Genomic DNA, 22875 nt, shown 5'->3' on the forward strand with positions numbered 1-22875 from the left:
ATCCAGGCGGTATTAATTAACGATTAGAGAGTGAAAGTGGCCCGACGTCCGCAGAAGCCGGGCGAGTCATTAACGAGAGATTTCGACGTTGGCTAATTTTTCATAATAGCAGGCCAACGCGCTGTGGTCGGCAGTTCCCTGTCCGTCATTACGCAGCGCCTGCATCATCTCCATCACGGCCGCCGTCAGCGGAAGGTGCGCACCGATGCTGTGCGAGGTATCCAGCGCGTTAGCCAGGTCCTTGATATGTAAGTCAATGCGGAAGCCCGGCTTAAAGTTGCGGTCCATCACCATTGGCGCTTTGGCATCAAGAACGGTACTTCCCGCCAGGCCACCACGAATCGCCTGGTACACCAGTTCCGGGCTCACGCCCGCTTTGGTCGCCAGGGACAGGGCTTCTGACATCGCAGCAATATTCAGCGCCACAATCACCTGGTTTGCCAGTTTAGTGACGTTGCCCGCCCCGATGTCACCGGTGTGAACCACCGATCCCGCCATGGCTTTCATGATGTCATAGCACTCGTCAAACACGGCCTTATCGCCGCCCACCATGACTGACAGCGTCCCTTCAATCGCTTTGGGCTCGCCGCCACTCACCGGCGCATCCAGCATTTTAATCTGTTTTGCCGCCAGCGCATCGTGGATTTCCCGGCTCGCCAGCGGCGCGATGGAGCTCATATCGATCACAATCAGGCCAGGTTTAGCGCCGTCGATGATGCCGTTTTCGCCCAGGCAGACTTCTTTCACCTGCGGTGAGTTGGGCACCATGGTGATGACCACGTCACACTGTTGGGCCAGTTCTTTGGCATTCGCCGCCGTTGTCGCGCCGAGCTTAACCAGTTCAGCTTCGTTTTCTGCATTGTGATCGCGCACCACCAGTGAATAACCAGCTTTTAACAGGTTTTTACTCATTGGTTTGCCCATGATGCCCAGGCCAATAAAGCCAATTTTCATTTCGTTTCTCCTGATGATTACTTTTTGAATTTGTCACACAACGCCTGAGTGGCACTGCGAAAAACACCGAGATCGCTGCCTACGGCAACAAAAGTGGCGCCCCATTCGAGATAGCGCCGGGCGTCCACCTCAACCGGTGCCAGAATACCGCTGGGCTTGTTAGCCGATTTTGCCCGCTCAAAGATGTGTTTGATGACCTTCAATACCTCCGGGTGCGCGGGCTGCCCAAGGTAGCCAAGTGCGGCAGACAAATCGCCAGGGCCGACAAAAATGCCGTCCACCCCGTCAACGGCCGCGATAGCATCAATATTGTCCACGGCCTGCTGCGTTTCTATTTGTACTAACACAGCAATGTTGTCGTTAATGGTGCCGTTATAATCCGGCACCGTGCCGTACATGTTGCTGCGATGAGAAACCGACACGCCGCGAATCCCGGCAGGCGGATAGCGCGTTGAGGCCACCGCACGTCTGGCGTCTTCTTCGTTCTCTACAAAGGGGACGAGGATGTTGTTAAAACCAATGTCCAACAGGCGCTTAATAATCACCGGTTCGTTACAGGGTGGACGCACCACCGGCGCACTGGGGCTGCCCTTCAATGCCATGAGCTGAGGCACAAAGGTGGTGATATCGTTGGGTGCGTGTTCACCATCCAGTACTAACCAGTCAAATCCGGCCAGCCCCAACACTTCGGTCGAGAGAGGACTTGCCAGGGCACACCAACTGCCGATCAGGGTTTCACCAGCCAGCAGGCGGCGGCGAAATTCATTTGGCCAGGCTGTATTACTCATGATTTGGCTCCTGTGGAACGGGCTTCCTCAAGGAAGCCCAAAAAAGTTAACGCACCAGGCACGGGCGCTTGTTATCAAACGTCCACTGCGGGATCAGGAACTGCATCGCCTGCGCATCATCACGTGCGCCCAGACCATGCTTTTGATAAAGCGCATTGGCCTGCATGACCTGATCCATATCCAGTTCAATCCCCAGCCCCGGTGCCTGCGGCACCGCGACCATGCCACCTTCAATCTGGAAAGGCGTTTTGGTCAGTCGTTGATTGCCTTCCTGCCAGATCCAGTGTGTATCAATGGCGGTGATCTTGCCCGGTGCGGCAGCGGCAACGTGGGTGAACATCGCCAGCGAAATGTCGAAATGGTTATTGGAGTGCGAACCCCACGTCAGACCAAACGCGTGGCACATTTGCGCCACGCGCACGGAACCCTGCATCGTCCAGAAGTGCGGGTCCGCCAGCGGAATATCGACCGACTGCAGAGATAAGGTGTGGCCCATTTGACGCCAGTCAGTGGCAATCATATTGGTGGCGGTAGGCAGGCCGGTTGCCCGTCGGAATTCAGCCATCACTTCGCGCCCGGAATAGCCCTGCTCTGCGCCACAGGGATCTTCTGCATAGGCAAGCACGCCTTTAAGCTGCTTGCCCAGCGTAATGGCTTCGTCCAGCGACCAGGCTCCGTTGGGATCAATAGTGACGCGCGCCTGCGGGAAGCGTTTCGCCAGCGCCGTAATCGCTTCTGCCTCGTCGCTGCCGCTCAGCACGCCACCTTTGAGCTTAAAGTCGTTAAAGCCGTATTTTTCATAGGCGGCTTCAGCCAGACGCACCACCGCATCGGGCGTGAGCGCTTCCTGATGGCGCAGGCGATACCAGTCGCAGGCGTCGTTGTCCTGGTTCTGATAGCCCAGTGAAGTCTTATTGCGATCGCCAACGTAAAACAGATAACCCAGCATCTCTACTTTGTCGCGCTGCTGCCCATCGCCCAACAGCGAGGCAACATTAACGCCCAGATGCTGCCCCAGAAGATCCAGCAGTGAGGCTTCGATGCCGGTAACCACATGAATCGTGGTGCGCAGATCAAAGGTCTGATTACCCCGGCCGCCGGCATCGCGATCGGCAAAGGTGGTGCGAACCAGGCTCAGGATGTTTTTATATTCGCCAATCGTTTTCCCCACCACCAGCGCCGCGGCATCTTCCAACGTCTGACGGATTTTTTCGCCGCCGGGAATTTCACCTACGCCGGTATGGCCGGCGTTATCGTTAATGATGACGATATTTCGGGTGAAGAAAGGTGAATGTGCGCCGCTCAGGTTCAATAACATGCTGTCATAACCGGCGACGGGAATAACCTGCATGGCGGTAATTTTCGGTGTCGTATTCATCTGTTATCCCTTAAGCAGAGGCCCGGCCAAACGCCGGGCGTTTACGGTCAAATGTCCAGCCGGGTACCAAATACTGCATGGCCGTGGCGTCATTGCGCCCGCCCGCTGGCAGTGATTTGTAGCGTTCGTTTGCCAGGCGGAGTTGTTCCCAGTCCAGTTCGATACCCAGGCCTGGCGCATCTGGCACCGCAATTTTTCCCTGACGGATCTGCAGCGGATTTTTCGTCAGGCGCAGATCGCCCTCCTGCCAGATCCAGTGGGTATCTATCGCGGTAGGTTTACCGGGCGCGGCGGCACCGACATGGGTGAACATCGCCAGGGAAATATCGAAGTGGTTATTTGAGTGACAGCCCCAGGTTAAGCCCCATTCATCGCAAAGTTGCGCGACCCGCACGGCACCGCTTAACGTCCAGAAGTGCGGATCGGCCAGCGGGATATCAACGGCATTCAGCATCAGCGCATGATTCATTTCACGCCAGTTGGTGGCGATCATGTTGGTGGCGACCGGTAAGCCAGTGGCACGACGAAACTCGGCCATCACCTCGCGTCCTGAATAACCCTGCTCAGCGCCACAGGGATCTTCCGCGTAGGTCAGCACATCCTGCATGCCCTTGCACAGCCCGATCGCTTCGTCCAGCAGCCACGCGCCATTGGGATCGACGGTGATTCGCGCCTCGGGAAAACGTTTTTTCAGCGCCTGCGCGGTGGCGATCTCCTGTTCGCCCGGCAGCACGCCGCCCTTGAGTTTGAAATCTTTGAAACCGTATTTATCCTGTGCCGCTTCCGCCAACCGGACAACGGCCTCGCTACTCAGGGCTTCCTGATGACGCAGGTGATACCAGTCATGCTGTGCCTTCTCGCCGGACAGATAAGGCAAATCGGTTTTACGGCGGTCACCTAAGTAGAACAGGTAGCCCAAAACGGTCACCTCGTTGCGCTGCTGACCCGGACCGAGCAGCTCAGCGACCGGAACCCCCAGACATTGTCCCAGCAAGTCCAGCAATGCAGCCTCCAGTGCCGCGACCGCGTTGACGCGCAGTTCAAACGTCCAGGCGCCTTTGCCAAAGGTATCGAAATCGGCGGACTGATTCCCCTTATGGACTTGCTGCACCAGCCGGTTCATGCGGGCGACCTGCTGACCGATCACCTGGGGTACGGCGTTCACCAGGGTTTGATAGATGGTTTCGCCGCCTGGCGCTTCACCCAGCCCGGTGTGTCCGGCGCTGTCAGTCAGGATCACGATATTGCGCGTGAAGCAGGCATTATGGGCCCCACCAATATTCAGCAGCATACTGTCGTAGCCAGCCACAGGAACGACCTGCATATCGGTAATCACGGGCGTTGATTGCGTATTCATGCTGGCTCCTTAACGTGTTTTCAGTTCGATGCGCTTGATGTTATCCACCAGCACCAGATAACTAAGCACGGCAACGAACGCGTGAATGCCCACATAAACCAGCGCACCGTTATAAGAGCCGGTAGACGCAATGATGTAGCCGATTGCGATAGGCGTGACGATGCCGGAAACGTTGCCAAACATGTTGAACAGACCACCGCTCAGCCCGCTGATCTCTTTCGGCGCAGTGTCCGCCATCACGGCCCAACCCAGCGCACCGATGCCTTTACCAAAGAAGGCGGTCGCCATGAACAGAACCACAACCCAGTCCGTCTCAACATAATTACAGACCACCATGGAGGTAGAGAGCAGCATCCCAAGGACAATCGGCGTTTTACGGGCAATATTCAGAGAGCCGGTTTTGCGCATGAGCCAGTCGGATATCACCCCACCGAGCACACCACCGATAAAGCCGCAGAGCGCAGGAACCGAGGCGACAAACCCCGCCTTGAGGATCGACATGCCACGCGCCTGTACCAGATAGACCGGGAACCAGGTGATAAAGAAGTATGTCAGGGCGTTGATACAGTACTGACCGATATACACACCGATCATCATGCGCGATTGCAGCAGTTGCTTAACCTGGAACCACTTATCACTTAAGCTGACTTTTTGCTTCACGCTTTTCTGATCCATGTTGATCAGCGCGCCGCCCTGCTCCATGTATTCCAGTTCTGCTTTGTTCACGCCAGGATGATCGCAGGGATCGTGAATCACTTTGAGCCAGACGAGGCTCAAAATAATCCCCAATCCCCCCATAAACCAGAACACGTGCGCCCAGCCCACGGCAGAGGTCAGCCAGCCCATAACTGGCGCAAAAATCACCGTAGCGAAATATTGTGCAGAGTTGAAAATTGCTACTGCCGTCCCGCGTTCCTGAGCCGGGAACCAGGCCGCGACAATACGGCTGTTGCCTGGAAATGAAGGCGCTTCAGCCAGCCCCACCATAAAGCGCAGCATAAACAGCGCCATCACAATGGTGTAACCGCTGAACAAGTCCACAAAGCCTTGCAACAGGGTAAATAACGACCAAAGGAAGATACTCCAGAAATAGACGCGCTTGGAACCAAAGCGGTCCAGCAGCCAGCCGCCGGGGATTTGTCCGATAACATACGCCCACGAAAAAGCAGAGAAGATAAAGCCCATTCCCACCGGATCGAGGCCGATATCTTTTGCCATCGCCGAACCCGCAATAGACAACGTGGCGCGGTCGCCATAATTGAATGAGGTCACAATAAACAGCATGACCACGATCCAGTAACGCGCGTTGGTGCGTTTTTGTACCGCCTCCGTTGTCTGGTGATAACTACTCATGATGCACTCCTGAAATATAGCGAAAGCTACATTCGCTCTGACTGCATACACATCGCGTTGGGTATCAGAGAGATGTAGGTTAAACACGGCGATTTTTTTAATGGCAAACCGATAATGCGTCGTGACAAATAACCTGCCCGGGAAAACGGAAATCAGTATATGAAGCTGATTTGGTTGAGGCATTGGAATATCACCCTGGAATAAGGTGAAAAAGAGGCGGCTTTTTTGTGCCGTTGCATAAAACGCTGCGGAACGTTTCACGTATTTTGTAAAAAATCACAAAAAGCGCGCCCAAAGGCGTGGAGATAACTGGCTTTGTGAGAATCTTCACTTGATTTAGTAAAAAGACATTAAAACTGCGTCACCAGAACGCCGAATATAGGTCAATTGCACAATGTGCGGGCGGTATTGCCTCTTTATACTGACCCTGGCAGATACCGAACCTGTGACACCTGGCTTATCATAATGAATGCGCCGCGCAAACAAGGCGCTACCCACTGGAAGGTGAGCGATGACCCCAACATCAAAAGAACAACCGCTCTGCATCAAAGTTCATGAAAATGACAATGTTGCGATTGTGGTGAACAGCCTGGGCCTGGCCGCGGGCACCACGTTTAGTGATGGATTGACATTGATTGAGCATGTCCCCCAGGGACATAAGGTTGCGCTGCAGGCGATTCCTCAGGGCCAGGCCGTGCTGCGTTATGGTGAAGTGATTGGCCTTGCGATTCGTGATATTGCCCAAGGCAGCTGGATCGATGAATCACTCATTGCGCTTCCGGACGCGCCCGATTTGCAGAGTTTGCCCCTGGCGAATAACGTTCCGCCTGACCTGCCGCCGCTTGAAGGTTATACCTTTGAGGGTTATCGCAACGCCGACGGCAGTGTAGGCACACGTAACCTTTTAGGCATTACCACCAGCGTTCACTGCGTGGCGGGCGTGGTGGATTATGTGGTGCAAATGATAGAGCGTGATTTACTGCCCCGTTATCCCAACGTGGATGGTGTGGTTGCGCTGAATCATTTGTACGGCTGTGGTGTGGCGATCAACGCCCCTGCGGCGGTCATCCCTATCCGTTCCGTCCACAATCTGGCCCTCAACGCGAATTTCGGCGGCGAAATCATGGTGGTCAGCCTGGGTTGTGAAAAGTTACAACCTGAGCGCTTACTGGCCGGTACGCCCGACGTGCAGCCTATTTCGCTGGATGACGAAGATATTGTGCGTTTGCAGGATGAGAAACTGGTGGGCTTTGGCGCGATGGTGGATGAAATCCTTCAGGTGGCAGAGCGCCATTTGCAGCGGCTGAATCAGCGCCAGCGTGAAACCTGTTCTGCCTCTGAATTAGTCGTGGGGATGCAGTGCGGCGGCAGCGATGCCTTTTCCGGCGTAACGGCGAATCCCGCAGTGGGATTTGCATCCGACCTGCTGGTGCGCAGTGGCGCGACCGTGATGTTCTCTGAGGTTACCGAGGTGCGCGACGCGATTCACTTACTGACACCGCGTGTGATCAATCAGGAAGTGGGGCAGCGGCTGATTGAAGAGATGGCCTGGTATGACAGCTATCTTGATCAAGGCAAAACCGATCGCAGCGCCAACCCCTCTCCCGGCAACAAGAAAGGCGGGCTGGCAAACGTGGTGGAAAAAGCCCTTGGCTCCATTGCCAAATCAGGTCGCAGTCCGATTGTGGAAGTGCTGTCCCCGGGGCAACGCCCTACGCGGCGTGGACTGATTTTTGCCGCCACGCCCGCCAGCGATTTTGTGTGTGGAACCCAGCAACTGGCCTCCGGCATCACCCTACAGGTTTTTACCACCGGCAGGGGAACGCCTTATGGTCTGGCTGCAATTCCGGTGATTAAAATGGCGACCCGCAATGCGCTGGCGGAGCGCTGGCATGACCTGATGGATATTAACGCCGGCACCATTGCGACAGGTGAAGAAACCATCGAGCAGGTTGGCTGGCGGTTATTCGAATTGATTCTGGACATTGCCAGCGGCAGAAAACAAACCTGGTCAGATCGCTGGGGGATTCGTAATCAGCTGGCCGTCTTTAATCCCGCGCCGATAACCTGAGCAAGATGCCGTTATGACTGCGCTAACGGAACGGCCCGCACGGCCTGATCCCGTTAGTCAGAATGGGCTGCCGCCCGTTTAGCATGGGACGGCAGCGAAACAGCAAGGCTGACATGCGCTTATCAGAGCTGTTTGCCCCATTGCTCAACCCATGGAGTGGTAACGGATTCAGGTTCCGGATCTTCCGTGGCATCCACCAACAGCACCTCCCCTACCCGTTTGGCTTGATGCTCGTGCAACAGGGCGTCAAAACGTTTGCCCGCGCCACAGAAGTTTTCGTAGCTGCTGTCGCCTAGCGCAATGACGCCATAGCGCAGTGTCGGCTGGTGGCCCAGTTTGTCCTGCACGTCGTGGAACAGGCCAGAAATCGTATCCGGAAAATCGCCCTGACCCGTGGTTGACGTAATCACTAAGGCGACATCCTCTGCATAGCCTTGCCAGTCGGCTAACCCAGGATCTTCAAAAATCTTCACGTCATGGCCTTGCTGCTGCAAAACCGGTTCTGCTTCTTCTGCTACCAGTAATGCATTGCCATATACGGTGCCTACAAAAATACCAATTTTCGCCATTTCTCTTCCCCTTTATTCCGTCACGCTATCCTGACCTGAGCCAGCCATAAACTCAACCCGTGGCACATCAGGTAAACAGGCCTGCCAGCCAAACTGATCCAGAACGCCTTGCCAGACAGCATCCAGCCCGGCACGAATCACCAGGGGTGCTTTAGTCACAGGATGGCTGAGCGCCAGGCTGCTGGCATGTAACATTAAGCGATTAGCGCCAAAATGCTCAGCTGCGCCGCGGTTCTGACGCAAATCACCATGGGCTGAATCACCGATGATGGGATGGCGCAAATGGGACATGTGCCGACGCAACTGATGCTTACGGCCGGTTTTCGGTTTGAGCTCAATCAGGCTGTAACGTGCGGTGGGATAACGACTGACCGCAACCGGCATCTCGACCTTTGCCAGCGCATGATAATCGGTCACAGCAGGCTGTGGCATGCGCGCATCAGTGACAAATTTGTCGGCGATTTTGTCCAGTTCTTCAACCAACGGATAATCCAGCCGATCGCTGCCTTCAAGCCAGCCACGTACCACGGCGTGATAGGTTTTCTCCATGTGGTGATGCTCAAACTGCTGTGACAGCAGGCGGCCCACTTCACTGGAAAGGCCCATTAACAACACGCCCGACGTGGGGCGATCGAGCCGGTGTGCCGTAAAAACATGCTGGCCTATCTGGTCGCGCACCGTCTGCATCACAAACTGGGTTTCGTGGCGATCGAGCCAACTGCGGTGCACCAGCCAGCCGGCAGGTTTATTCACCGCCACCAGCCATTCATCCTGGTAAATGATCTCTAACATCCGGCAGACTCGTCCTCCAGAAGGGCATCCAACTGCTGTAACGTAAGGAGCAGCAGCGAACGACCGGGCTGCTCAGGCGTTAAGGCGACCTCAAAATAGGGCGCGACCGCGAAGTTCTTTGGCAAAGGTTGCCGGGCATCAATGATGGCCCGAACGCGCGGAATCAGCACCCACTGTAACCATTCCAGCGGTTGAAGTGTGTCGAGGAAAAAAGGTTGCTCGCTGGTGAACGCCTGAGCGTCTGGTGCAGCGGTCTGCCAGAGATTGTGCTCGTGCATTATCGCTTCGACCTGCTCGAGCCGTTGAATAATTAAATGTTCCAGCGTCATGCATCACCTCTGACTGGGGAAAAATGGGCGGCAAGCATAACCCGCAGGCACAAAAAAAGGGAGCACTGTCATTAAACAGTGCTCCCGGTTCGTTTGCAGCTTTCCGGCTACGTTAGTGCTCCCTGCTCATCCGTGACAACTTTTCCCGTGCGAACTCCATCCGCGTATCATCCTGATCAATCCTTAGCCTCCTGGCCCGCCGCCTCTTCTGAGGGGCTCTCATTCTCCATCCTGGAGGTGTCCGTTAACTCAGTCCTGAGTGTCCTGCTTCATCCTGAAGCCTTCCTTGTGACGTAAACTCCGTTACGTTCCGGCCTCCTGGCTACCGTCATCCTGACGGCTCCTGTTGTCCAGGACATCCTGTCCGCGAGTGATATTCTCGTCAGAAACTACTCAAGGCACAAGGTGTTAAAATGATTTATAACCTTACCTTATAGAAGCTGCCCATCAGCGCGGCTAATAAGTTAATGATTTACAATATTTTTACATCTTTTCGGCATGAAGGGCGCGTGAATTATAGAGCGATCTCTCACAGAGTTTGTAAGAGATCTCTCACACGGCTGCTAGCAGATATCTGTAACTAGTCACTAAGCGGTTGTAAATTATTGAGAAAAGAGGGGATATCGGACGCCAGCGTGACGCGCTTTTTCTGCCCGGGTGTTTCCAGAATGACATTCCCGCTGATGTTACACAGCGAGATAATGTTCTCTTCAGAATCCGTGGTCGCGATAAACAGGGTCGGGGCCTGTTTCAGACGTCGCTGCATCACTAAATGACCGATCAGGTTTTCCTGCAGTCGAACAAAGTCCTCTTCGCTCCAGACCTGCAGTAACGTCAGCCTGTTTTGTTCATAGCTGGCGCGCATGTCTCCGGCGAACTGGCTGGTATAAAATGCGGTGATTTGCGGATCAAGCTGGATCTCCAGCGCTCGCTCAACGGCATCCAGCGATGGCGGCAGGCTAAAGGGCTGGGGCTGCCAGAGGGCACGCTCTCCACGGTTCTCCAGCAGGCAGGGCGAAGGTACGCCATACAGGTCACTGCTGGCCGGCGCATGGCCGTAATCCTGCTGCCAGTGCTGGCAGTATCGGGTGGTGAAATCGATTAAGGCGTCAGCCGTTTGCTGCATCATTCAAATTCTCACTTCTGATAGGTTACACTTACTCACTTTGATGACCTCAGTGGTAACCGTTATGTCTTCTTATCAGCCGGACCCGGCGCTTAGCAATCTGACGCTGGGCAAGCCCACAGCTTATCACGATCGCTACGACAACAGCTTATTACAGGCGGTGCCTCGCAGCATGAACCGCGAACCGCTCGGCCTCTATCCTGATAACCTGCCCTTTACAGGTGCTGATATCTGGACGCTGTATGAACTTTCGTGGCTCAACAGTAAAGGTGTTCCGCAGGTTGCGGTGGGCGAAGTGGTGCTTGACGCCCGAAGTCACAATCTTATCGAGTCCAAGAGTTTCAAGCTCTATCTTAACAGCTTTAACCAAACCCGCTTTGCCGACTGGGGCGAGGTACGCCAAACGCTGGAGCAGGATCTGCGTGCCTGCGCGGAAGGTGACGTGCGTGTTGCGCTGTTTCGGTTAAATGAAATTGAGGGCCAGCCTGTCGGGCACTTTGCGGGCGACTGCATTGATGAGCAGGATATCGAGATTGAAGATTATGGCTTCAATGCCGATTATCTGGTTGATGCTGCTGGTCAGGAGCGGGTGGACGAAACGCTGGTCAGCCATCTGCTTAAGTCTAACTGTCTGATCACCAACCAGCCTGACTGGGGCTCGGTGATGATTCGCTATAAGGGCCCACGGCTCAATCGCGAAGCGCTGCTGCGCTACATCATTTCATTTCGTCAGCATAATGAGTTTCATGAACAGTGCGTTGAGCGTATCTTCAATGACCTGATGCGTTTTTGTCAGCCGGAACAGCTTACCGTTTACGCACGCTATACGCGCCGTGGCGGACTGGATATCAATCCCTGGCGCAGTAACGTGGCCTTTACGCCCGGTCATTCTCGTCTGGTACGTCAATAGTTTGCGAGATATTTCTCAGGAAGTCAGTCAACTATCCGGTTCCACTTGAGCAAGCCCTGCCCACAAGGCTACTCTGGGCAAGGCGGTAAACAGTGGATTGCCGACCAGGGATTTTCGTCACTGCATTTGCAGTGTCAGCCATCACCCTAGCGGGTGCAAAGGAGTTCATTTGATTACACATGTCAGCCCTCTTGGCTCTATGGATCTGCTCTCCCAGTTGGAAGTAGATATGCTGAAGCGCACAGCCAGCAGCGATTTGTATCAACTCTTCCGTAACTGCTCGCTCGCCGTGCTCAACTCCGGCAGTCAGACTGACAGTAGCCATGAACTGCTGTCGCGTTTTGAGAACTTCGATATCAACGTGCTGCGCCGCGAGCGCGGTATCAAGCTGGAACTGATCAATCCGCCTGAAGAGGCCTTTGTAGACGGCCATATTATTCGTTCACTACAGGCCAACCTGTTTGCCGTGCTGCGCGATATCCTGTTTGTTAACGGCCAGTTAGCCAGCTCTGGACGCTTACCCTGCGCAGAAGACAACGATTCGGTCATGATTACCAACACCGTGTTTTCCATTCTGCGTAATGCCCGGGCATTACACGTGGGCGAATATCCCAATACCGTTGTCTGCTGGGGCGGCCACTCGATTAACGCGGTGGAATACCAGTACTGTCGCAACGTGGGCACGCAGTTGGGCCTGCGCGAACTGAATATCTGTACCGGCTGTGGTCCGGGCGTGATGGAAGCCCCAATGAAAGGTGCAGCGGTAGGTCATGCTCAGCAGCGCTATCGCGACAGTCGCTTTATTGGTTTGACCGAGCCGTCGATTATCGCGGCTGAACCGCCTAATCCACTGGTGAACGAACTGATCATCATGCCGGATATCGAAAAGCGTCTGGAAGCGTTCGTGCGTATTGCACATGGCATCATCATCTTCCCTGGCGGCGTGGGGACGGCAGAAGAATTCCTTTATCTGCTGGGTATTCTGATGAATCCGCAAAACGAACATCAGGTTCTGCCGCTCATCCTGACCGGGCCAAAAGAGAGCGCGGACTATTTCCGTGTGCTGGATGACTTTATTGTCAGTACGCTTGGGGAGCAGGCACGTAAGCATTATCAGATCATTATCGATGATGCCGCCGAGGTCGCCCGCCTGATGAGAAAAGCCATGCCGCAAGTGAAAGAGCATCGCCGCGAAACGGGTGATGCCTACAGCTTTAACTGGTCAATTCGCATTGCTCAGGATTTGCAGGTGCCCTTTATGCCGACGCATGAAAATATGGCTAACCTCAATCTCTATACCAATCAGCCGCCGGAAAAACTGGCTGCCGACCTGCGCCGGGCGTTCTCGGGTATCGTTGCGGGTAACGTGAAAGAGATGGGCATCCGCGAAATCCGCGAAAAAGGCCCTTATAAACTGCACGGTGATGCCGACATCATGCACCGCATGGATGAACTGCTACAGGGCTTTGTGGCACAGCAGCGTATGAAACTGCCCGGTACTGCCTATATCCCGTGCTACGAAATCATTAAGTAAACCAGGAGGCAGCCTGCGGGCTGCCCTTACCTTATGTCACATCACTTACTTATTGTTGATGCACTCAATTTAATTCGTCGCCTGCATGCCGTGCAGGGCACGCCCTGTGTGGAGGGCTGCGTTGCGGCGTTGCGCCAGCTTCTGGGACACACGCGCCCCTCGCATGTTGTGGCAGTGTTCGACGGCGAGGCCCGTCATCAGGGATGGCGGCATCAGTTGTTACCCGACTACAAAAGTGGCCGACCGCCGATGCCGGAAGAGTTACAGGCTGAAATGCCAGCCCTGCAGGAGGCTTTTCGGGCGGTGGGCGTCAGTTGCTGGATTGCCGAACAGGATGAAGCCGACGATCTGGCCGCCACGCTGGCGGTAAAAATGGCGCGAGCTGGCCATCAGGCCACCATTGTTTCTACCGATAAGGGCTACTGCCAGCTTCTCGCTCCGGCGATTCGCATCCGCGATTATTTTCAGAAGCGCTGGCTGGATTTGCCGTTTATTGAAACCGAGTTCGGCGTTGCACCGTCCGTTCTGCCTGACTATTGGGGATTATGCGGCATCAGCAGCAGTAAAATCCCAGGCATCGCGGGCATTGGCCCTAAAAGCGCCCGGGAGCTACTGCTACAGTTTGGTTCACTGGAAGCTCTGTATCAGCAGTTGGATCAGGTTCCGACAAAATGGCGTAATAAGCTGCAATCAGGCCAGGAGATGGCGCTCATCAGCCGCGATGTTGCCCGGCTGAAGCAGGATTTAGTGCTGGAAGGGAATCTGAATTTACTGCGTTACCATGGCGATTAACATCACCAGGCCGGGCGCAAGGGCACCCGGCGGTGGTGATTAGCGCTCGTCGCGACGGCCACCCATGGCAGCCCAGATACGACGGATGTGCACCGTCACTTCTTCACGATCGTGGTAGAGCTGGCGCGCGCGAATCTGCGCATTGATCCCATTTTCAGTGAGACGCTCCTCGATCATGGCCAGATTCTGCGTCACTTCTTCATAACGCTTCTTCATGGGCAATTTCAGGTTAAAAATGGCTTCCCTGCACCAGCCATTCACCACCCAGTCCGCCATCAGATTCGCCACGCGTGCAGGTTTTTCCACCATGTCGCACACCAGCCAGCTGATGTTGGTGCGGGGCGGACGGAAGCGGAAACCGTCTTCACGTTCATGGAACACCTGTCCGGTATCCATCAGGCTCGGTGCCATAGGGCCGTTGTCCACCGCATAGACCATCATGCTGCGCTGAACCAGTTGATACGTCCAGCCGCCAGGACAAGCGCCCAAATCGACAGCATACATCCCGCTGCCTAAACGTTCATCCCACTCATCGGCTGGCACAAAAACGTGAAAGGCTTCTTCCAGCTTAAGCGTTGAGCGGCTTGGCGCGTCAGACGGAAACTTAAGACGCGGAATGCCCATATAAAATGGCGAATTGTTTTCTGGCAGCGAATAGCCCACGTAACAGGTGCCGGGGGCGATAAAGAACACATGCACCACCGGGCGTTTTGGGCTTTCGTAGTTGAGCAGAATGTTGCTCTCACGCAGGCTGGCACGTAACGGCACGGTAAACTTACGGCAGAATTTGGTCAGCTCTTTTGCCTGGTTGGTGTCAGGAACTTCAACACGCAGCTCTCCGCCTTTCTCCACCACGCCGCTTAACATGCCAACGATGGGCGAAATGCGATCTTCCTGAGGCAGATCGCGCAGTAGCTCACCGACGACCAGCATCTGGCGGGCGAAAATCAACGTGTCGAACGGCAGTTCACGGATCAGCCTTTCCGCATCAGGCTGCTGATAACATTCAAACAGAACATAACCGGCGTCCTCTTTTACCCGAGGAAAGCCGTAAACGTTATGCTCTGCAGCTTTAGCACTAATTTCTGCTGCACACTCTTTTTCAAAGCCGGAGCGGCAATACAGTAAAACTTTATTCATGGCGTTCTGCCTTGGTTTTAAGACGCAGCGCGCCAATCAACATCAATAGCCAGCCAATCAGGAAGAACAATCCCCCGACGGGCGTGATAAAGACAAAAAACGTTAAATGCGACAGCGCCAGCGAATAGAGGCTGCCGCTGAACAATACGGTTCCCAGCGCCATAGATGCACTGCTCCAGTAAAACCAGATGTTACAGCGATACAGCATCGCCGCACCCAGCCCCAGTACAGCCAGCGTATGGTAAGCCTGGTATTCCAGCCCGGTATGAATCCAGGCCATTTCAGTGGCGCCCAGCGTTTTATTCAACACGTGAGCACCAAAAGCACCAAATGCCACCAGGAAAAAACCGCTGATGGCCGCAAAAATAAACATGGCACGTCTGGACATCAACCTATCCTCAAGGTGCGTTTGCAGGTCCCTGCAAAAAAATCAAAACATTACTGATCATAACGAAAGCGGAATTTTTCTTGTTCGGTTGCCGCTTTGGCGAGAATCCACTGTCGAAAGGCGGCTATTTTACCCAGTTCTGCCTGACTGTCATGACAAACCAGATAAAAAGCATTTTTGCTCACCAAAACGTCATTAAACGGACAAATCAACCGTCCCGCTTCAATTTCGCTTTGCGCCATGACGTTATTGGCTAATGCCACGCCCTGTCCATGAATAGCCGCCTGCAGCACCATGGCGCTGTGACTGAAAATGGGGCCCTGTTGCACGTTGATGTGCTGAACGCCCAACTGGCGAATATAGGACTGCCAGTCGCGGCGCGAGGCATCATGTAGCAGGGTAAAGCGGGCAAGATCCATGGGGGTTTTAAGCGGATTCTCCCCGGTCATCAGCGACGGAGAGCACACCGGCAGCAGGTATTCTGCATAGAGTTTTTCTACCCGCAGTCCGGGCCAGTTGCCCCGGCCATAGAAAATCGCCACATCTACATCATCAGCCAGTTTCTCTTCATCCCGGTCCACCGCCTGGATACGGACATCAATGCCCGGATAAGCCATATTAAAGCTGGAAAGGCGCGGCACCAGCCATTGAATAGCAAAACTCGGCAGCAAACTGACCGTGAGCGCGCCTTTAGCACTGCGTGCCTGCAGTTTGCGCGTGGCTTCATTGAGGGCAGTGAAAATTTCTTTGATGTCCAGGTAGTAGCTTTGCCCTTCTTCCGTGAGCAAAAGCGAACGATTCCTCCGCCTGAACAGCTTTAATCCCAGAAAATCTTCCAGCGATTTAATCTGATGGCTGACGGCAGCCTGGGTGACAAACAGCTCTTCAGCGGCTTTTGTAAAGCTTAAATGGCGTGCTGCGGCATCGAATACCCGCAGTGCATTAAGGGGAGGAAGACGTTTTGACATGGTTTTCCGTAGCCAGCCTGGCAAAAAATACGCGAACTAATACAAAGGCATTACGTATTAGAATTTATAATCCGAGACATTATAAATTGTCCGTTGAGGAAGCTCCAGCAAATACCTATAGTTGCGCTACTTCCAGAGCCGGAACGAAAAGTTTTTAGATTTGTGAGTGAGTTCGCAGATTTTCTGAAAGCTTTTGGCTTGTGGTCGTGATGTTGTGTTTGCAATTTTGATCTGACCTTTACAGATCAAGCTTTTTAATTCCTGTAGATTTACCCTGTCTGTCCATTGTGATATTGAGTAGCACCGCAAATTGCGGTGCTTTTTTTATGCGCTGACTACTTCGTTTCAACCATCTCTTTCACATCTGAACGGTTAATTTGCTGCTCATTGCCATTCGCATCTTTATAGCTGATCATACCGGTGTCAGTATCGACCTTTGGTTTGCCTTCTGCGACGATCGTGCGGCCATCATTGGTATGCATCACGTAGTTGCTTGAACAGGCAGCCAAAGTAAAGGCCATTGTACAAACGGCCAACATTGCGGCGAGTTTTTTCATCTTCTATCTCCTTGCAGATTGATTGCACCAAACCCCCCGCGTTACGCTGACCAAAGAGACGGTCAAGTGGGATCGACTGTAAGTATGTCGTATCGCCATGCGGGTTAAGTTTATACCTTGCAATACTCAGCATAACCCGCTTTTCCAGCTTTGCCAGACAGATAGCCATCTTTCAGCCTTAATCTGAAAATTAACAACCTATGAGCCACGTATGAGCGCCTTCAATCCTTCTTCATTTCGTCAGCAGTTTCCAGCGCTAAACGATGCCGGTGTTTATCTCGACAGTGCCGCTACCACGCTGAAACCGCAGGCGGTGATAGACGCGACGCAGCAGTTCTACAGCCTGAGCGCCGGTACGGTCCACCGCAGCCAGTTTGCTGCCGCACGCCAGCTGACAGCCCAGTACGAACAGGCGCGTGGCACGGTGGCGCACTGGCTTAATGCCGCCAGCGATCGCCAGATTGTGTGGACGCGCGGCACCACGGAGGCGATTAACCTGGTTGCCCACGGCTGGTTAGCCCCGCGTTTACAAGCTGGCGATGAAATTATTGTCAGTGAAGCGGAGCATCACGCCAACCTGGTGCCCTGGCTGATGGTCGCCCAGGCCAGCGGTGCCCGGGTGGTGAAATGGCCGATTGGGCCCGATCGCCTGCCAGATATGTCACAACTGCCCGGATTGATTAACAGCCGGACTCGCCTGTTGGCGATCGGACAGATGTCCAATGTGACCGGCGGCTGTCCGGATTTAGCTCAGGTTATCGCGCTGGCCCACGCGGCAGACGTAAAAGTCATGGTGGATGGCGCGCAAGGTGTGGTGCATTGCCCGCCGGATGTGCAGGCGCTGGATATTGATTTCTATGCCTTTTCCGGGCACAAACTTTACGGGCCAATGGGCATCGGCGTGCTGTACGGGAAAGCCGAACTGCTGGAAGAGATGATTCCCTTACAGGGCGGCGGTAAGATGCTGACGCAGGTAGATTTTACCGGTTTTACCCCGCAACCGGTGCCCTGGCGTTTTGAAGCCGGTACGCCAAATGTTGCGGGTGTGACCGGGTTAAGCGCTGCGCTCAGTTGGTTGCAGCAGCTTGATATGCGCAAAGCCGAGATGTGGAGTCAGCAGTTAGCCAGCCTTGCCGAAGAGCAGCTTGCTGAGCTGCCCGGCTTTCGAAGCTTCCGCTGCGGCAGTGCCAGCCTGCTGGCCTTTGATATTCAGGGCATTCATCACAGCGACATCGTGACGCTACTGGCAGAGCACGGTATCGCCCTGCGAGCAGGCCAGCACTGTGCTCAGCCGCTCATGGCGGCGTTAGGCGTTGAAGGCACGTTACGCGTTTCGTTTGCACCTTATAATAATCTTCAGGATGTGGATGCGCTGCTGCGCGCCATGCATAGCACCATCGCATTGCTATCGGAGTTTTGATGATGACCGCCCCCCTGTTAGCGCCCCACCCGTTCGGTGTGGAAATAACCCCGGCTGATTTGCAGGCAACCTTTTCCCGCTTTCATCAGTGGGAAGATCGCTACCGGCAGTTGATTTTGCTGGGTCGGCAGTTGCCCGCTTTACCCGACGCGTTAAAAACGCCGGATATTGAGCTGAGCGGTTGTGAAAACCGCGTCTGGTTCGGCAGTCAGCTGTGCGAAAAGGGTGCTCTGCACTTTTATGGTGACAGCGAAGGTCGCATCGTGCGCGGTTTGCTGGCCGTGCTGCTGACCGCGGTGGAAGGCAAAACGCCCGCGCAATTGCTGGCGTCCGATCCGCTGGACCTGTTTGAAGAACTGGGCCTGCGCGCCCAGCTCAGCGCCTCACGCAGCAGTGGCCTGAAAGCGCTGGCTGACGCCGTGCAACAAAGCGCACAGCGGTTGCTGGGTTAAGCCTGGCGCGCCGCGCGCGCCAGAAACTTCTTCAGGGCATGGGATACCGCCACAAAGCCGAAGGTGGCCGTCACCATGGTTGCTGCGCCAAACCCCGATTCGCAGTCCATTCTTTTCGGCCCTTCTGCCGTGCTACGTGAGGCGCAAACCGTGCCATCCGCCTGCGGATACACCAGCGCCTCGGTAGAAAACACACAGTCGATGCCCAGCTTGCCTTTGCTGTTCTTTACCACGCCTGACTGCTTCAGACGCTCGCGCAGTTTGGCCGCAAGAGGGTCCTGAATCGTTTTGGCCAGATCGCTCACCTGGATTTGCGTCGGATCGATTTGACCTCCCGCGCCGCCGGTTGTGATCAGTGGGATCTTATTGCGCCGACACCAGGCAATTAACGCGGCCTTGGGGCGGACGCTATCGATGGCATCGATCACATAGTCGAAATCGGCCGCCAGCAGCGTGGCCGTGTTGTCTGGAGTAATAAAATCATCAATGCACACCACCTCACAATCAGGATTAATTGTGCGCAGGCGATCCGCCATCACTTCCGTTTTGGCTTTGCCCACGTTGCCGCTAAGCGCATGTATCTGACGATTGGTATTGGTGATACAGACATCGTCCATATCGATCAGGGTTATTTTGCCAATCCCGGTGCGCACCAGCGCCTCTGCGGCCCAGGAGCCAACGCCACCAATACCGATGACACAGAAATGCGCATCGGCGAACAGCTGCAGCGCCTGCCGGCCATAAAGACGTGCCGTACCACCAAAACGCTGGTGCCAGGCATCGTTTAACACTTTCATAATTAAACCTGTTACAGAGTGCGGGCCAGCGCGCCCGCAGCATCAAGAATTAGTTAGCACCTAACAGCATGGTGCCGTTGTTACCGCTCTGAGCATTGCTGAACAGCGGCTGCCCAGCGCCAGGCGCAGACTTCAGCACCCACACGCGACCATAGTGGTTATAGAAACCGGCAAGATGAGCAGCATCCGGCCCTACGCCCTGATAAATATCGAAGTGCTGGCCTTTAATTGCACCACCCACATCCAGCGCCACCATCATCCGCATCTCATATTTACCGTTGAATTTGCCCTTTTCATTCAGCTGCGGCACTTCTGCCAGCAACACCGTTCCGGCAGGAATCAGGGAACGATCTGATGCCACAGAGGCTTTCGCCACCAGCGGTACAGCGCTGGCGCCGCGAACCGGCACGTAGGATTCAGGTTTGAAGAAGACAAATGAAGGATTGGTTTCTAACAGCGCACGCACTTCCTCTGGGGAATGCTCATCCGCCCACTGGCGAATCGCCTGCATGGACATGTCTTCACGCTTAACTTCGCCACGGTCAATCAGCTCTTTACCGATGCTATGATAACCCCAGCCGTTTTTCCCGCCATAACCAAAAAAGCTCATCGGACGACCGTCGCCGAAATCGACGTAGCCACTGCCCTGCACATCCATAATGAAGTTATCAATAAGTGAATTACTCCAGGCAATCACATAACGATCGTCTAACCCACCACTATATATAGAAGAACGACTGGGCAGCTTTTGTCCGCGTTTGCGTGGCGGCATCCGGTAAATAGGGTACTGGAACTCGCCCTGTCGCGTGTAGCGCGCCTCGACCACCGGTGTGTAATAGCCCGTGAACTGCACGTTGCCGTAATTATCGGTGCCTTCCATCTGAAACGCATTCAAACCAAACTGCCGCAGCTGACGCGTATCGCCACCGGCTATCAACCAGTTCTCGACCGCACTGTACGTACTGTTGTTGCGGCCAAACAGGGCAGATGACGTGGACTGAATCTGCCGCACCTGTTCGCCAAAATCTCTGCCATTAACCGGACGGCCTTTGGCGTTAGGTTGATTGACCAGGGCAAGGGGCTGCTCCAGTTTACCGTCTTTATACTGTTGACCCCGATCGGTTGGCTTAGAACTACAGCCCGCCAGCAGCGCTAAAAATGCGCCAGTAAGTGCATACTTCGCCCAATGTCCTTTCATCTTCATCTCTTTTTATGACTGTTCGCCACGCGACGATAGCAAAGCCGTCATCATAATGAAATCCATCCTGTTTGGTCATAATGGATATCGGTTCAATAAATCATCAAACGGGGGAATCCTTCAGCAATTAACAGCAAATTTAGCCTTTTAGGGCAAAAAGGGGTTGCAACAATCATCGTGCGGAGTATAGTGCGCATCCACGGACGCGGGGTGGAGCAGCCTGGTAGCTCGTCGGGCTCATAACCCGAAGGTCGTCGGTTCAAATCCGGCCCCCGCAACCAATTCTTCTGTGATAGTGCTCAGACAGAAGAAACAATGTGAAAGTCGCTATGCGCAATCGGACGCGGGGTGGAGCAGCCTGGTAGCTCGTCGGGCTCATAACCCGAAGGTCGTCGGTTCAAATCCGGCCCCCGCAACCACTTTAAACACCTGAAAGGGTGTTTTTTTGTATCTGAATTCCGCTGAACGACACAAGCCCACCGCTTTCCCCCTTTTAATCTCTTATAAAAACGCCCCATCAGACCGAAGGTTATTCGTGCCGCAGGTATTGCCCTGGCCGATACATTTCTGCTTTCATGATTCATTCGGACACCAAAAGGTCTGGTATGAATAATCTCAACATTGCTGCTCTGACAGCTCAGTACCCGCAGGTCGCGGAGTTAATCGCGCTCAACGAAACCACCTGGTTTAATCCCGCCACGACCAGCGTCGCGGAAGCCCTTCCTCATGTTGGCCTGACGGCACAGGATGTGAAAGAGGCGCACGATCGTCTGAACCGGTTCGCGCCTTTTATAGCGCAGGCCTTTCCGGAAACCGCCGTCACGGGCGGCATTATTGAGTCAGAGATCGTCGCCATCCCGACGATGCAGAAGCGGCTGGAACAGGCATACGGACAAAAAATTGCAGGTAAGCTGTTATTAAAGAAAGACAGCCACCTGCCGATTTCTGGCTCGATTAAAGCCCGTGGTGGGATTTATGAAGTGCTGACTCATGCCGAGAAGCTGGCGCTGGGCGCAGGTTTGCTGACCAGGGAAGATAACTACAGCAAGCTACTTTCCCCTGCCTTCCGGCAGTTTTTTAGCCAGTACAGCATAGCCGTGGGGTCAACCGGCAATCTCGGGCTGTCGATTGGCATCATGAGCGCCCGCCTCGGCTTTAAAGTGACTGTGCATATGTCGGCGGACGCCCGGGAATGGAAGAAAGCCAAACTGCGCAGTCACGGCGTCAGAGTGGTGGAATATCAACAGGACTATGGCGTGGCAGTCGAGCAAGGGCGTAAAGCAGCAGAATCTGACCCGGACGGTTTCTTTATTGACGATGAGAACTCCCGCACGCTGTTTCTGGGTTATGCGGTTGCCGGACAGCGCCTGAAGGCACAGTTTGAACAACAGGGACGCGTGGTTGACAGCAACCATCCCCTGTTTGTGTATTTACCCTGCGGCGTGGGCGGCGGCCCCGGCGGCGTCGCCTTTGGTCTGAAGCTGGCTTTTGGTGAACACGTTCACTGCCTGTTTGCCGAACCAACCCACTCTCCCTGCATGCTGCTGGGCATCATCACCGGTTTGCATGAGGGTATTTCAGTGCAGGACATCGGCATCGACAATATCACGGCGGCAGATGGACTGGCGGTGGGTCGGGCTTCCGGCTTTGTTGGCCGGGCCATGCAGCGCCTGCTGGACGGGCTTTATACGCTTGACGATCAAAGTATGTATGACATGCTGAGCTGGCTGGCGCAGGAGGAAGACCTGCGACTGGAGCCTTCGGCGCTTGCCGGTATGGCTGGCCCCCAGCGCGTCTGCGGTGCCGCGGCTTACCTGCAACTGCACGGTTTTACCGCGACGCAACTGGACCAGGCGACACATCTGGTCTGGGCCACGGGCGGCGGGATGGTGCCGGAAGACGAAATGGCACGCTACCTGGCGAAGGGCCGCTGAGCACCCGGGCAGCCCTGCTGCGCCCCGAAACGGACATCGGGATGCGCGATTACGCACGCTGCATCCGG

General features: G+C 54.7%; 22 protein-coding genes and 2 tRNA genes. 9 read left to right on the forward strand and 15 right to left on the reverse strand.

Annotation, left to right across the window (positions count from 1 at the left end):
• Positions 1-69: 69 nt before the first annotated feature.
• From garR to CMR03_RS13485, 5 genes are read right to left on the reverse strand one after another with little or no spacing between them, the layout of a single operon-like run.
• The gene (garR, locus tag CMR03_RS13465; protein WP_063880759.1) at positions 70-954 is read right to left on the reverse strand and encodes a 2-hydroxy-3-oxopropionate reductase; all 885 of its coding nucleotides are present in this window, start codon (positions 952-954) and stop codon (positions 70-72) included.
• A 17-nt stretch (positions 955-971) separates the two neighbouring features.
• Complete coding sequence (gene garL, locus CMR03_RS13470) at positions 972-1742, reverse strand: 2-dehydro-3-deoxyglucarate aldolase (protein WP_096011746.1); 771 nt, start codon at positions 1740-1742, stop codon at positions 972-974.
• Between the two features lie 46 nt (positions 1743-1788).
• Positions 1789-3120: a glucarate dehydratase gene (gene gudD, locus CMR03_RS13475; protein ID WP_063880761.1), complete on the reverse strand. Its 1332-nt coding sequence runs from the start codon at positions 3118-3120 to the stop codon at positions 1789-1791.
• Between the two features lie 10 nt (positions 3121-3130).
• Entirely contained in the window at positions 3131-4477 is a 1347-nt protein-coding gene (locus CMR03_RS13480; RefSeq protein ID WP_096011747.1) for an enolase C-terminal domain-like protein, read from the reverse strand.
• Positions 4478-4486: 9 nt separating this feature from the next.
• Positions 4487-5830, reverse strand: coding sequence for an MFS transporter (locus CMR03_RS13485; protein WP_096011748.1), 1344 nt, complete (start codon positions 5828-5830; stop codon positions 4487-4489).
• Positions 5831-6341: 511 nt separating this feature from the next.
• On the opposite strand from CMR03_RS13485, the gene garD reads away from it, so the two are divergent.
• The gene (gene garD / locus CMR03_RS13490; RefSeq protein ID WP_096011749.1) at positions 6342-7901 is read left to right on the forward strand and encodes a galactarate dehydratase; all 1560 of its coding nucleotides are present in this window, start codon (positions 6342-6344) and stop codon (positions 7899-7901) included.
• A 122-nt stretch (positions 7902-8023) separates the two neighbouring features.
• Here garD and CMR03_RS13495 read toward each other — a convergent pair whose 3' ends face one another.
• From CMR03_RS13495 to syd, 4 genes are all read right to left on the reverse strand, one after another.
• Positions 8024-8470 carry a flavodoxin gene (locus CMR03_RS13495; protein ID WP_096011750.1) on the reverse strand — a complete coding sequence of 149 codons (447 nt, stop codon included), beginning with the start codon at positions 8468-8470 and terminating at the stop codon, positions 8024-8026.
• A 12-nt stretch (positions 8471-8482) separates the two neighbouring features.
• Positions 8483-9262 (reverse strand): tRNA pseudouridine(65) synthase TruC, encoded by a 780-nt coding sequence (gene truC, locus CMR03_RS13500; protein ID WP_096011751.1) that lies wholly within the window; start codon positions 9260-9262, stop codon positions 8483-8485.
• Complete coding sequence (locus tag CMR03_RS13505) at positions 9256-9591, reverse strand: YqcC family protein (protein WP_063880767.1); 336 nt, start codon at positions 9589-9591, stop codon at positions 9256-9258. Before CMR03_RS13505 ends, truC begins: the two co-directional genes overlap by 7 nt.
• A 580-nt stretch (positions 9592-10171) precedes the next feature.
• Positions 10172-10720 carry a SecY-interacting protein gene (gene syd / locus CMR03_RS13510; protein WP_096011752.1) on the reverse strand — a complete coding sequence of 183 codons (549 nt, stop codon included), beginning with the start codon at positions 10718-10720 and terminating at the stop codon, positions 10172-10174.
• Between the two features lie 61 nt (positions 10721-10781).
• On the opposite strand from syd, the gene queF reads away from it, so the two are divergent.
• The 3 genes from queF to xni all read left to right on the forward strand — a co-directional run bounded on the left by queF (position 10782) and on the right by xni (position 13953).
• The gene (gene queF, locus CMR03_RS13515; RefSeq protein WP_063880769.1) at positions 10782-11627 is read left to right on the forward strand and encodes an NADPH-dependent 7-cyano-7-deazaguanine reductase QueF; all 846 of its coding nucleotides are present in this window, start codon (positions 10782-10784) and stop codon (positions 11625-11627) included.
• A gap of 169 nt (positions 11628-11796) precedes the next feature.
• Complete coding sequence (gene ppnN, locus CMR03_RS13520; RefSeq protein ID WP_014605152.1) at positions 11797-13161, forward strand: nucleotide 5'-monophosphate nucleosidase PpnN; 1365 nt, start codon at positions 11797-11799, stop codon at positions 13159-13161.
• Between the two features lie 33 nt (positions 13162-13194).
• Positions 13195-13953, forward strand: a complete 759-nt coding sequence (xni, locus tag CMR03_RS13525; protein ID WP_063880770.1) for a flap endonuclease Xni — start codon at positions 13195-13197, stop codon at positions 13951-13953.
• 39 nt (positions 13954-13992) lie between these two features.
• On the opposite strand, the gene rlmM is transcribed toward xni, so the two are convergent.
• The 4 genes from rlmM to CMR03_RS13545 form a co-directional block, all read right to left on the reverse strand.
• On the reverse strand, positions 13993-15093 hold the full coding sequence (gene rlmM, locus CMR03_RS13530; RefSeq protein ID WP_063880771.1) for a 23S rRNA (cytidine(2498)-2'-O)-methyltransferase RlmM: 1101 nt from the start codon (positions 15091-15093) through the stop codon (positions 13993-13995).
• Positions 15086-15481, reverse strand: a complete 396-nt coding sequence (locus CMR03_RS13535) for a DUF423 domain-containing protein (RefSeq protein ID WP_096011753.1) — start codon at positions 15479-15481, stop codon at positions 15086-15088. The genes rlmM and CMR03_RS13535 overlap by 8 nt, the downstream gene beginning before the upstream one ends.
• Before the next feature lie 50 nt (positions 15482-15531).
• Positions 15532-16449, reverse strand: a complete 918-nt coding sequence (locus CMR03_RS13540; RefSeq protein ID WP_063880773.1) for a transcriptional regulator GcvA — start codon at positions 16447-16449, stop codon at positions 15532-15534.
• A 335-nt stretch (positions 16450-16784) separates the two neighbouring features.
• Positions 16785-17006, reverse strand: coding sequence for a YgdI/YgdR family lipoprotein (locus tag CMR03_RS13545; RefSeq protein WP_063880774.1), 222 nt, complete (start codon positions 17004-17006; stop codon positions 16785-16787).
• Between the two features lie 211 nt (positions 17007-17217).
• Here CMR03_RS13545 and csdA point away from each other — a divergent pair, with 211 nt between their 5' ends.
• Positions 17218-18426, forward strand: a complete 1209-nt coding sequence (csdA, locus tag CMR03_RS13550; protein WP_063880775.1) for a cysteine desulfurase CsdA — start codon at positions 17218-17220, stop codon at positions 18424-18426.
• Positions 18427-18428: 2 nt separating this feature from the next.
• Positions 18429-18878: a cysteine desulfurase sulfur acceptor subunit CsdE gene (gene csdE / locus CMR03_RS13555; RefSeq protein WP_063881241.1), complete on the forward strand. Its 450-nt coding sequence runs from the start codon at positions 18429-18431 to the stop codon at positions 18876-18878.
• On the opposite strand, the gene tcdA is transcribed toward csdE, so the two are convergent.
• Both tcdA and mltA read right to left on the reverse strand, forming a co-directional pair.
• Positions 18875-19675, reverse strand: a complete 801-nt coding sequence (gene tcdA, locus CMR03_RS13560) for a tRNA cyclic N6-threonylcarbamoyladenosine(37) synthase TcdA (RefSeq protein ID WP_063880776.1) — start codon at positions 19673-19675, stop codon at positions 18875-18877. The genes csdE and tcdA overlap by 4 nt on opposite strands.
• Before the next feature lie 49 nt (positions 19676-19724).
• Positions 19725-20873 (reverse strand): murein transglycosylase A, encoded by a 1149-nt coding sequence (gene mltA / locus CMR03_RS13565; protein ID WP_063880777.1) that lies wholly within the window; start codon positions 20871-20873, stop codon positions 19725-19727.
• Between the two features lie 204 nt (positions 20874-21077).
• Here mltA and CMR03_RS13570 point away from each other — a divergent pair.
• The 3 genes from CMR03_RS13570 (at position 21078) to dsdA (ending at position 22807) form a co-directional block, all read left to right on the forward strand.
• Positions 21078-21154: transfer RNA gene (locus tag CMR03_RS13570), tRNA-Met, on the forward strand.
• Positions 21155-21215: 61 nt separating this feature from the next.
• A tRNA-Met gene (locus tag CMR03_RS13575) sits at positions 21216-21292 on the forward strand.
• A gap of 186 nt (positions 21293-21478) precedes the next feature.
• Complete coding sequence (gene dsdA, locus CMR03_RS13580; protein WP_096011831.1) at positions 21479-22807, forward strand: D-serine ammonia-lyase; 1329 nt, start codon at positions 21479-21481, stop codon at positions 22805-22807.
• Positions 22808-22875 lie beyond the last annotated feature (68 nt).

Source organism: Pantoea allii (assembly GCF_002307475.1).
Classification (GTDB): domain Bacteria; phylum Pseudomonadota; class Gammaproteobacteria; order Enterobacterales; family Enterobacteriaceae; genus Pantoea; species Pantoea allii.

Excerpts from the sequence above, each read along its gene's own strand:
- garR (WP_063880759.1), bottom strand. The coding sequence starts at position 954 with ATGAAAATTGGCTTTATTGGCCTGGGCATCATGGGCAAACCAATGAGT.
- garL (WP_096011746.1), bottom strand. The coding sequence starts at position 1,742 with ATGAGTAATACAGCCTGGCCAAATGAATTTCGCCGCCGCCTGCTGGCT.
- gudD (WP_063880761.1), bottom strand. The coding sequence starts at position 3,120 with ATGAATACGACACCGAAAATTACCGCCATGCAGGTTATTCCCGTCGCC.
- CMR03_RS13480 (WP_096011747.1), bottom strand. The coding sequence starts at position 4,477 with ATGAATACGCAATCAACGCCCGTGATTACCGATATGCAGGTCGTTCCT.
- CMR03_RS13485 (WP_096011748.1), bottom strand. The coding sequence starts at position 5,830 with ATGAGTAGTTATCACCAGACAACGGAGGCGGTACAAAAACGCACCAAC.
- garD (WP_096011749.1), top strand. The coding sequence starts at position 6,342 with ATGACCCCAACATCAAAAGAACAACCGCTCTGCATCAAAGTTCATGAA.
- CMR03_RS13495 (WP_096011750.1), bottom strand. The coding sequence starts at position 8,470 with ATGGCGAAAATTGGTATTTTTGTAGGCACCGTATATGGCAATGCATTA.
- truC (WP_096011751.1), bottom strand. The coding sequence starts at position 9,262 with ATGTTAGAGATCATTTACCAGGATGAATGGCTGGTGGCGGTGAATAAA.
- CMR03_RS13505 (WP_063880767.1), bottom strand. The coding sequence starts at position 9,591 with ATGACGCTGGAACATTTAATTATTCAACGGCTCGAGCAGGTCGAAGCG.
- syd (WP_096011752.1), bottom strand. The coding sequence starts at position 10,720 with ATGATGCAGCAAACGGCTGACGCCTTAATCGATTTCACCACCCGATAC.
- queF (WP_063880769.1), top strand. The coding sequence starts at position 10,782 with ATGTCTTCTTATCAGCCGGACCCGGCGCTTAGCAATCTGACGCTGGGC.
- xni (WP_063880770.1), top strand. The coding sequence starts at position 13,195 with ATGTCACATCACTTACTTATTGTTGATGCACTCAATTTAATTCGTCGC.
- rlmM (WP_063880771.1), bottom strand. The coding sequence starts at position 15,093 with ATGAATAAAGTTTTACTGTATTGCCGCTCCGGCTTTGAAAAAGAGTGT.
- CMR03_RS13535 (WP_096011753.1), bottom strand. The coding sequence starts at position 15,481 with ATGTCCAGACGTGCCATGTTTATTTTTGCGGCCATCAGCGGTTTTTTC.
- CMR03_RS13540 (WP_063880773.1), bottom strand. The coding sequence starts at position 16,449 with ATGTCAAAACGTCTTCCTCCCCTTAATGCACTGCGGGTATTCGATGCC.
- CMR03_RS13545 (WP_063880774.1), bottom strand. The coding sequence starts at position 17,006 with ATGAAAAAACTCGCCGCAATGTTGGCCGTTTGTACAATGGCCTTTACT.
- csdA (WP_063880775.1), top strand. The coding sequence starts at position 17,218 with ATGAGCGCCTTCAATCCTTCTTCATTTCGTCAGCAGTTTCCAGCGCTA.
- csdE (WP_063881241.1), top strand. The coding sequence starts at position 18,429 with ATGACCGCCCCCCTGTTAGCGCCCCACCCGTTCGGTGTGGAAATAACC.
- tcdA (WP_063880776.1), bottom strand. The coding sequence starts at position 19,675 with ATGAAAGTGTTAAACGATGCCTGGCACCAGCGTTTTGGTGGTACGGCA.
- mltA (WP_063880777.1), bottom strand. The coding sequence starts at position 20,873 with ATGAAAGGACATTGGGCGAAGTATGCACTTACTGGCGCATTTTTAGCG.
- dsdA (WP_096011831.1), top strand. The coding sequence starts at position 21,479 with ATGAATAATCTCAACATTGCTGCTCTGACAGCTCAGTACCCGCAGGTC.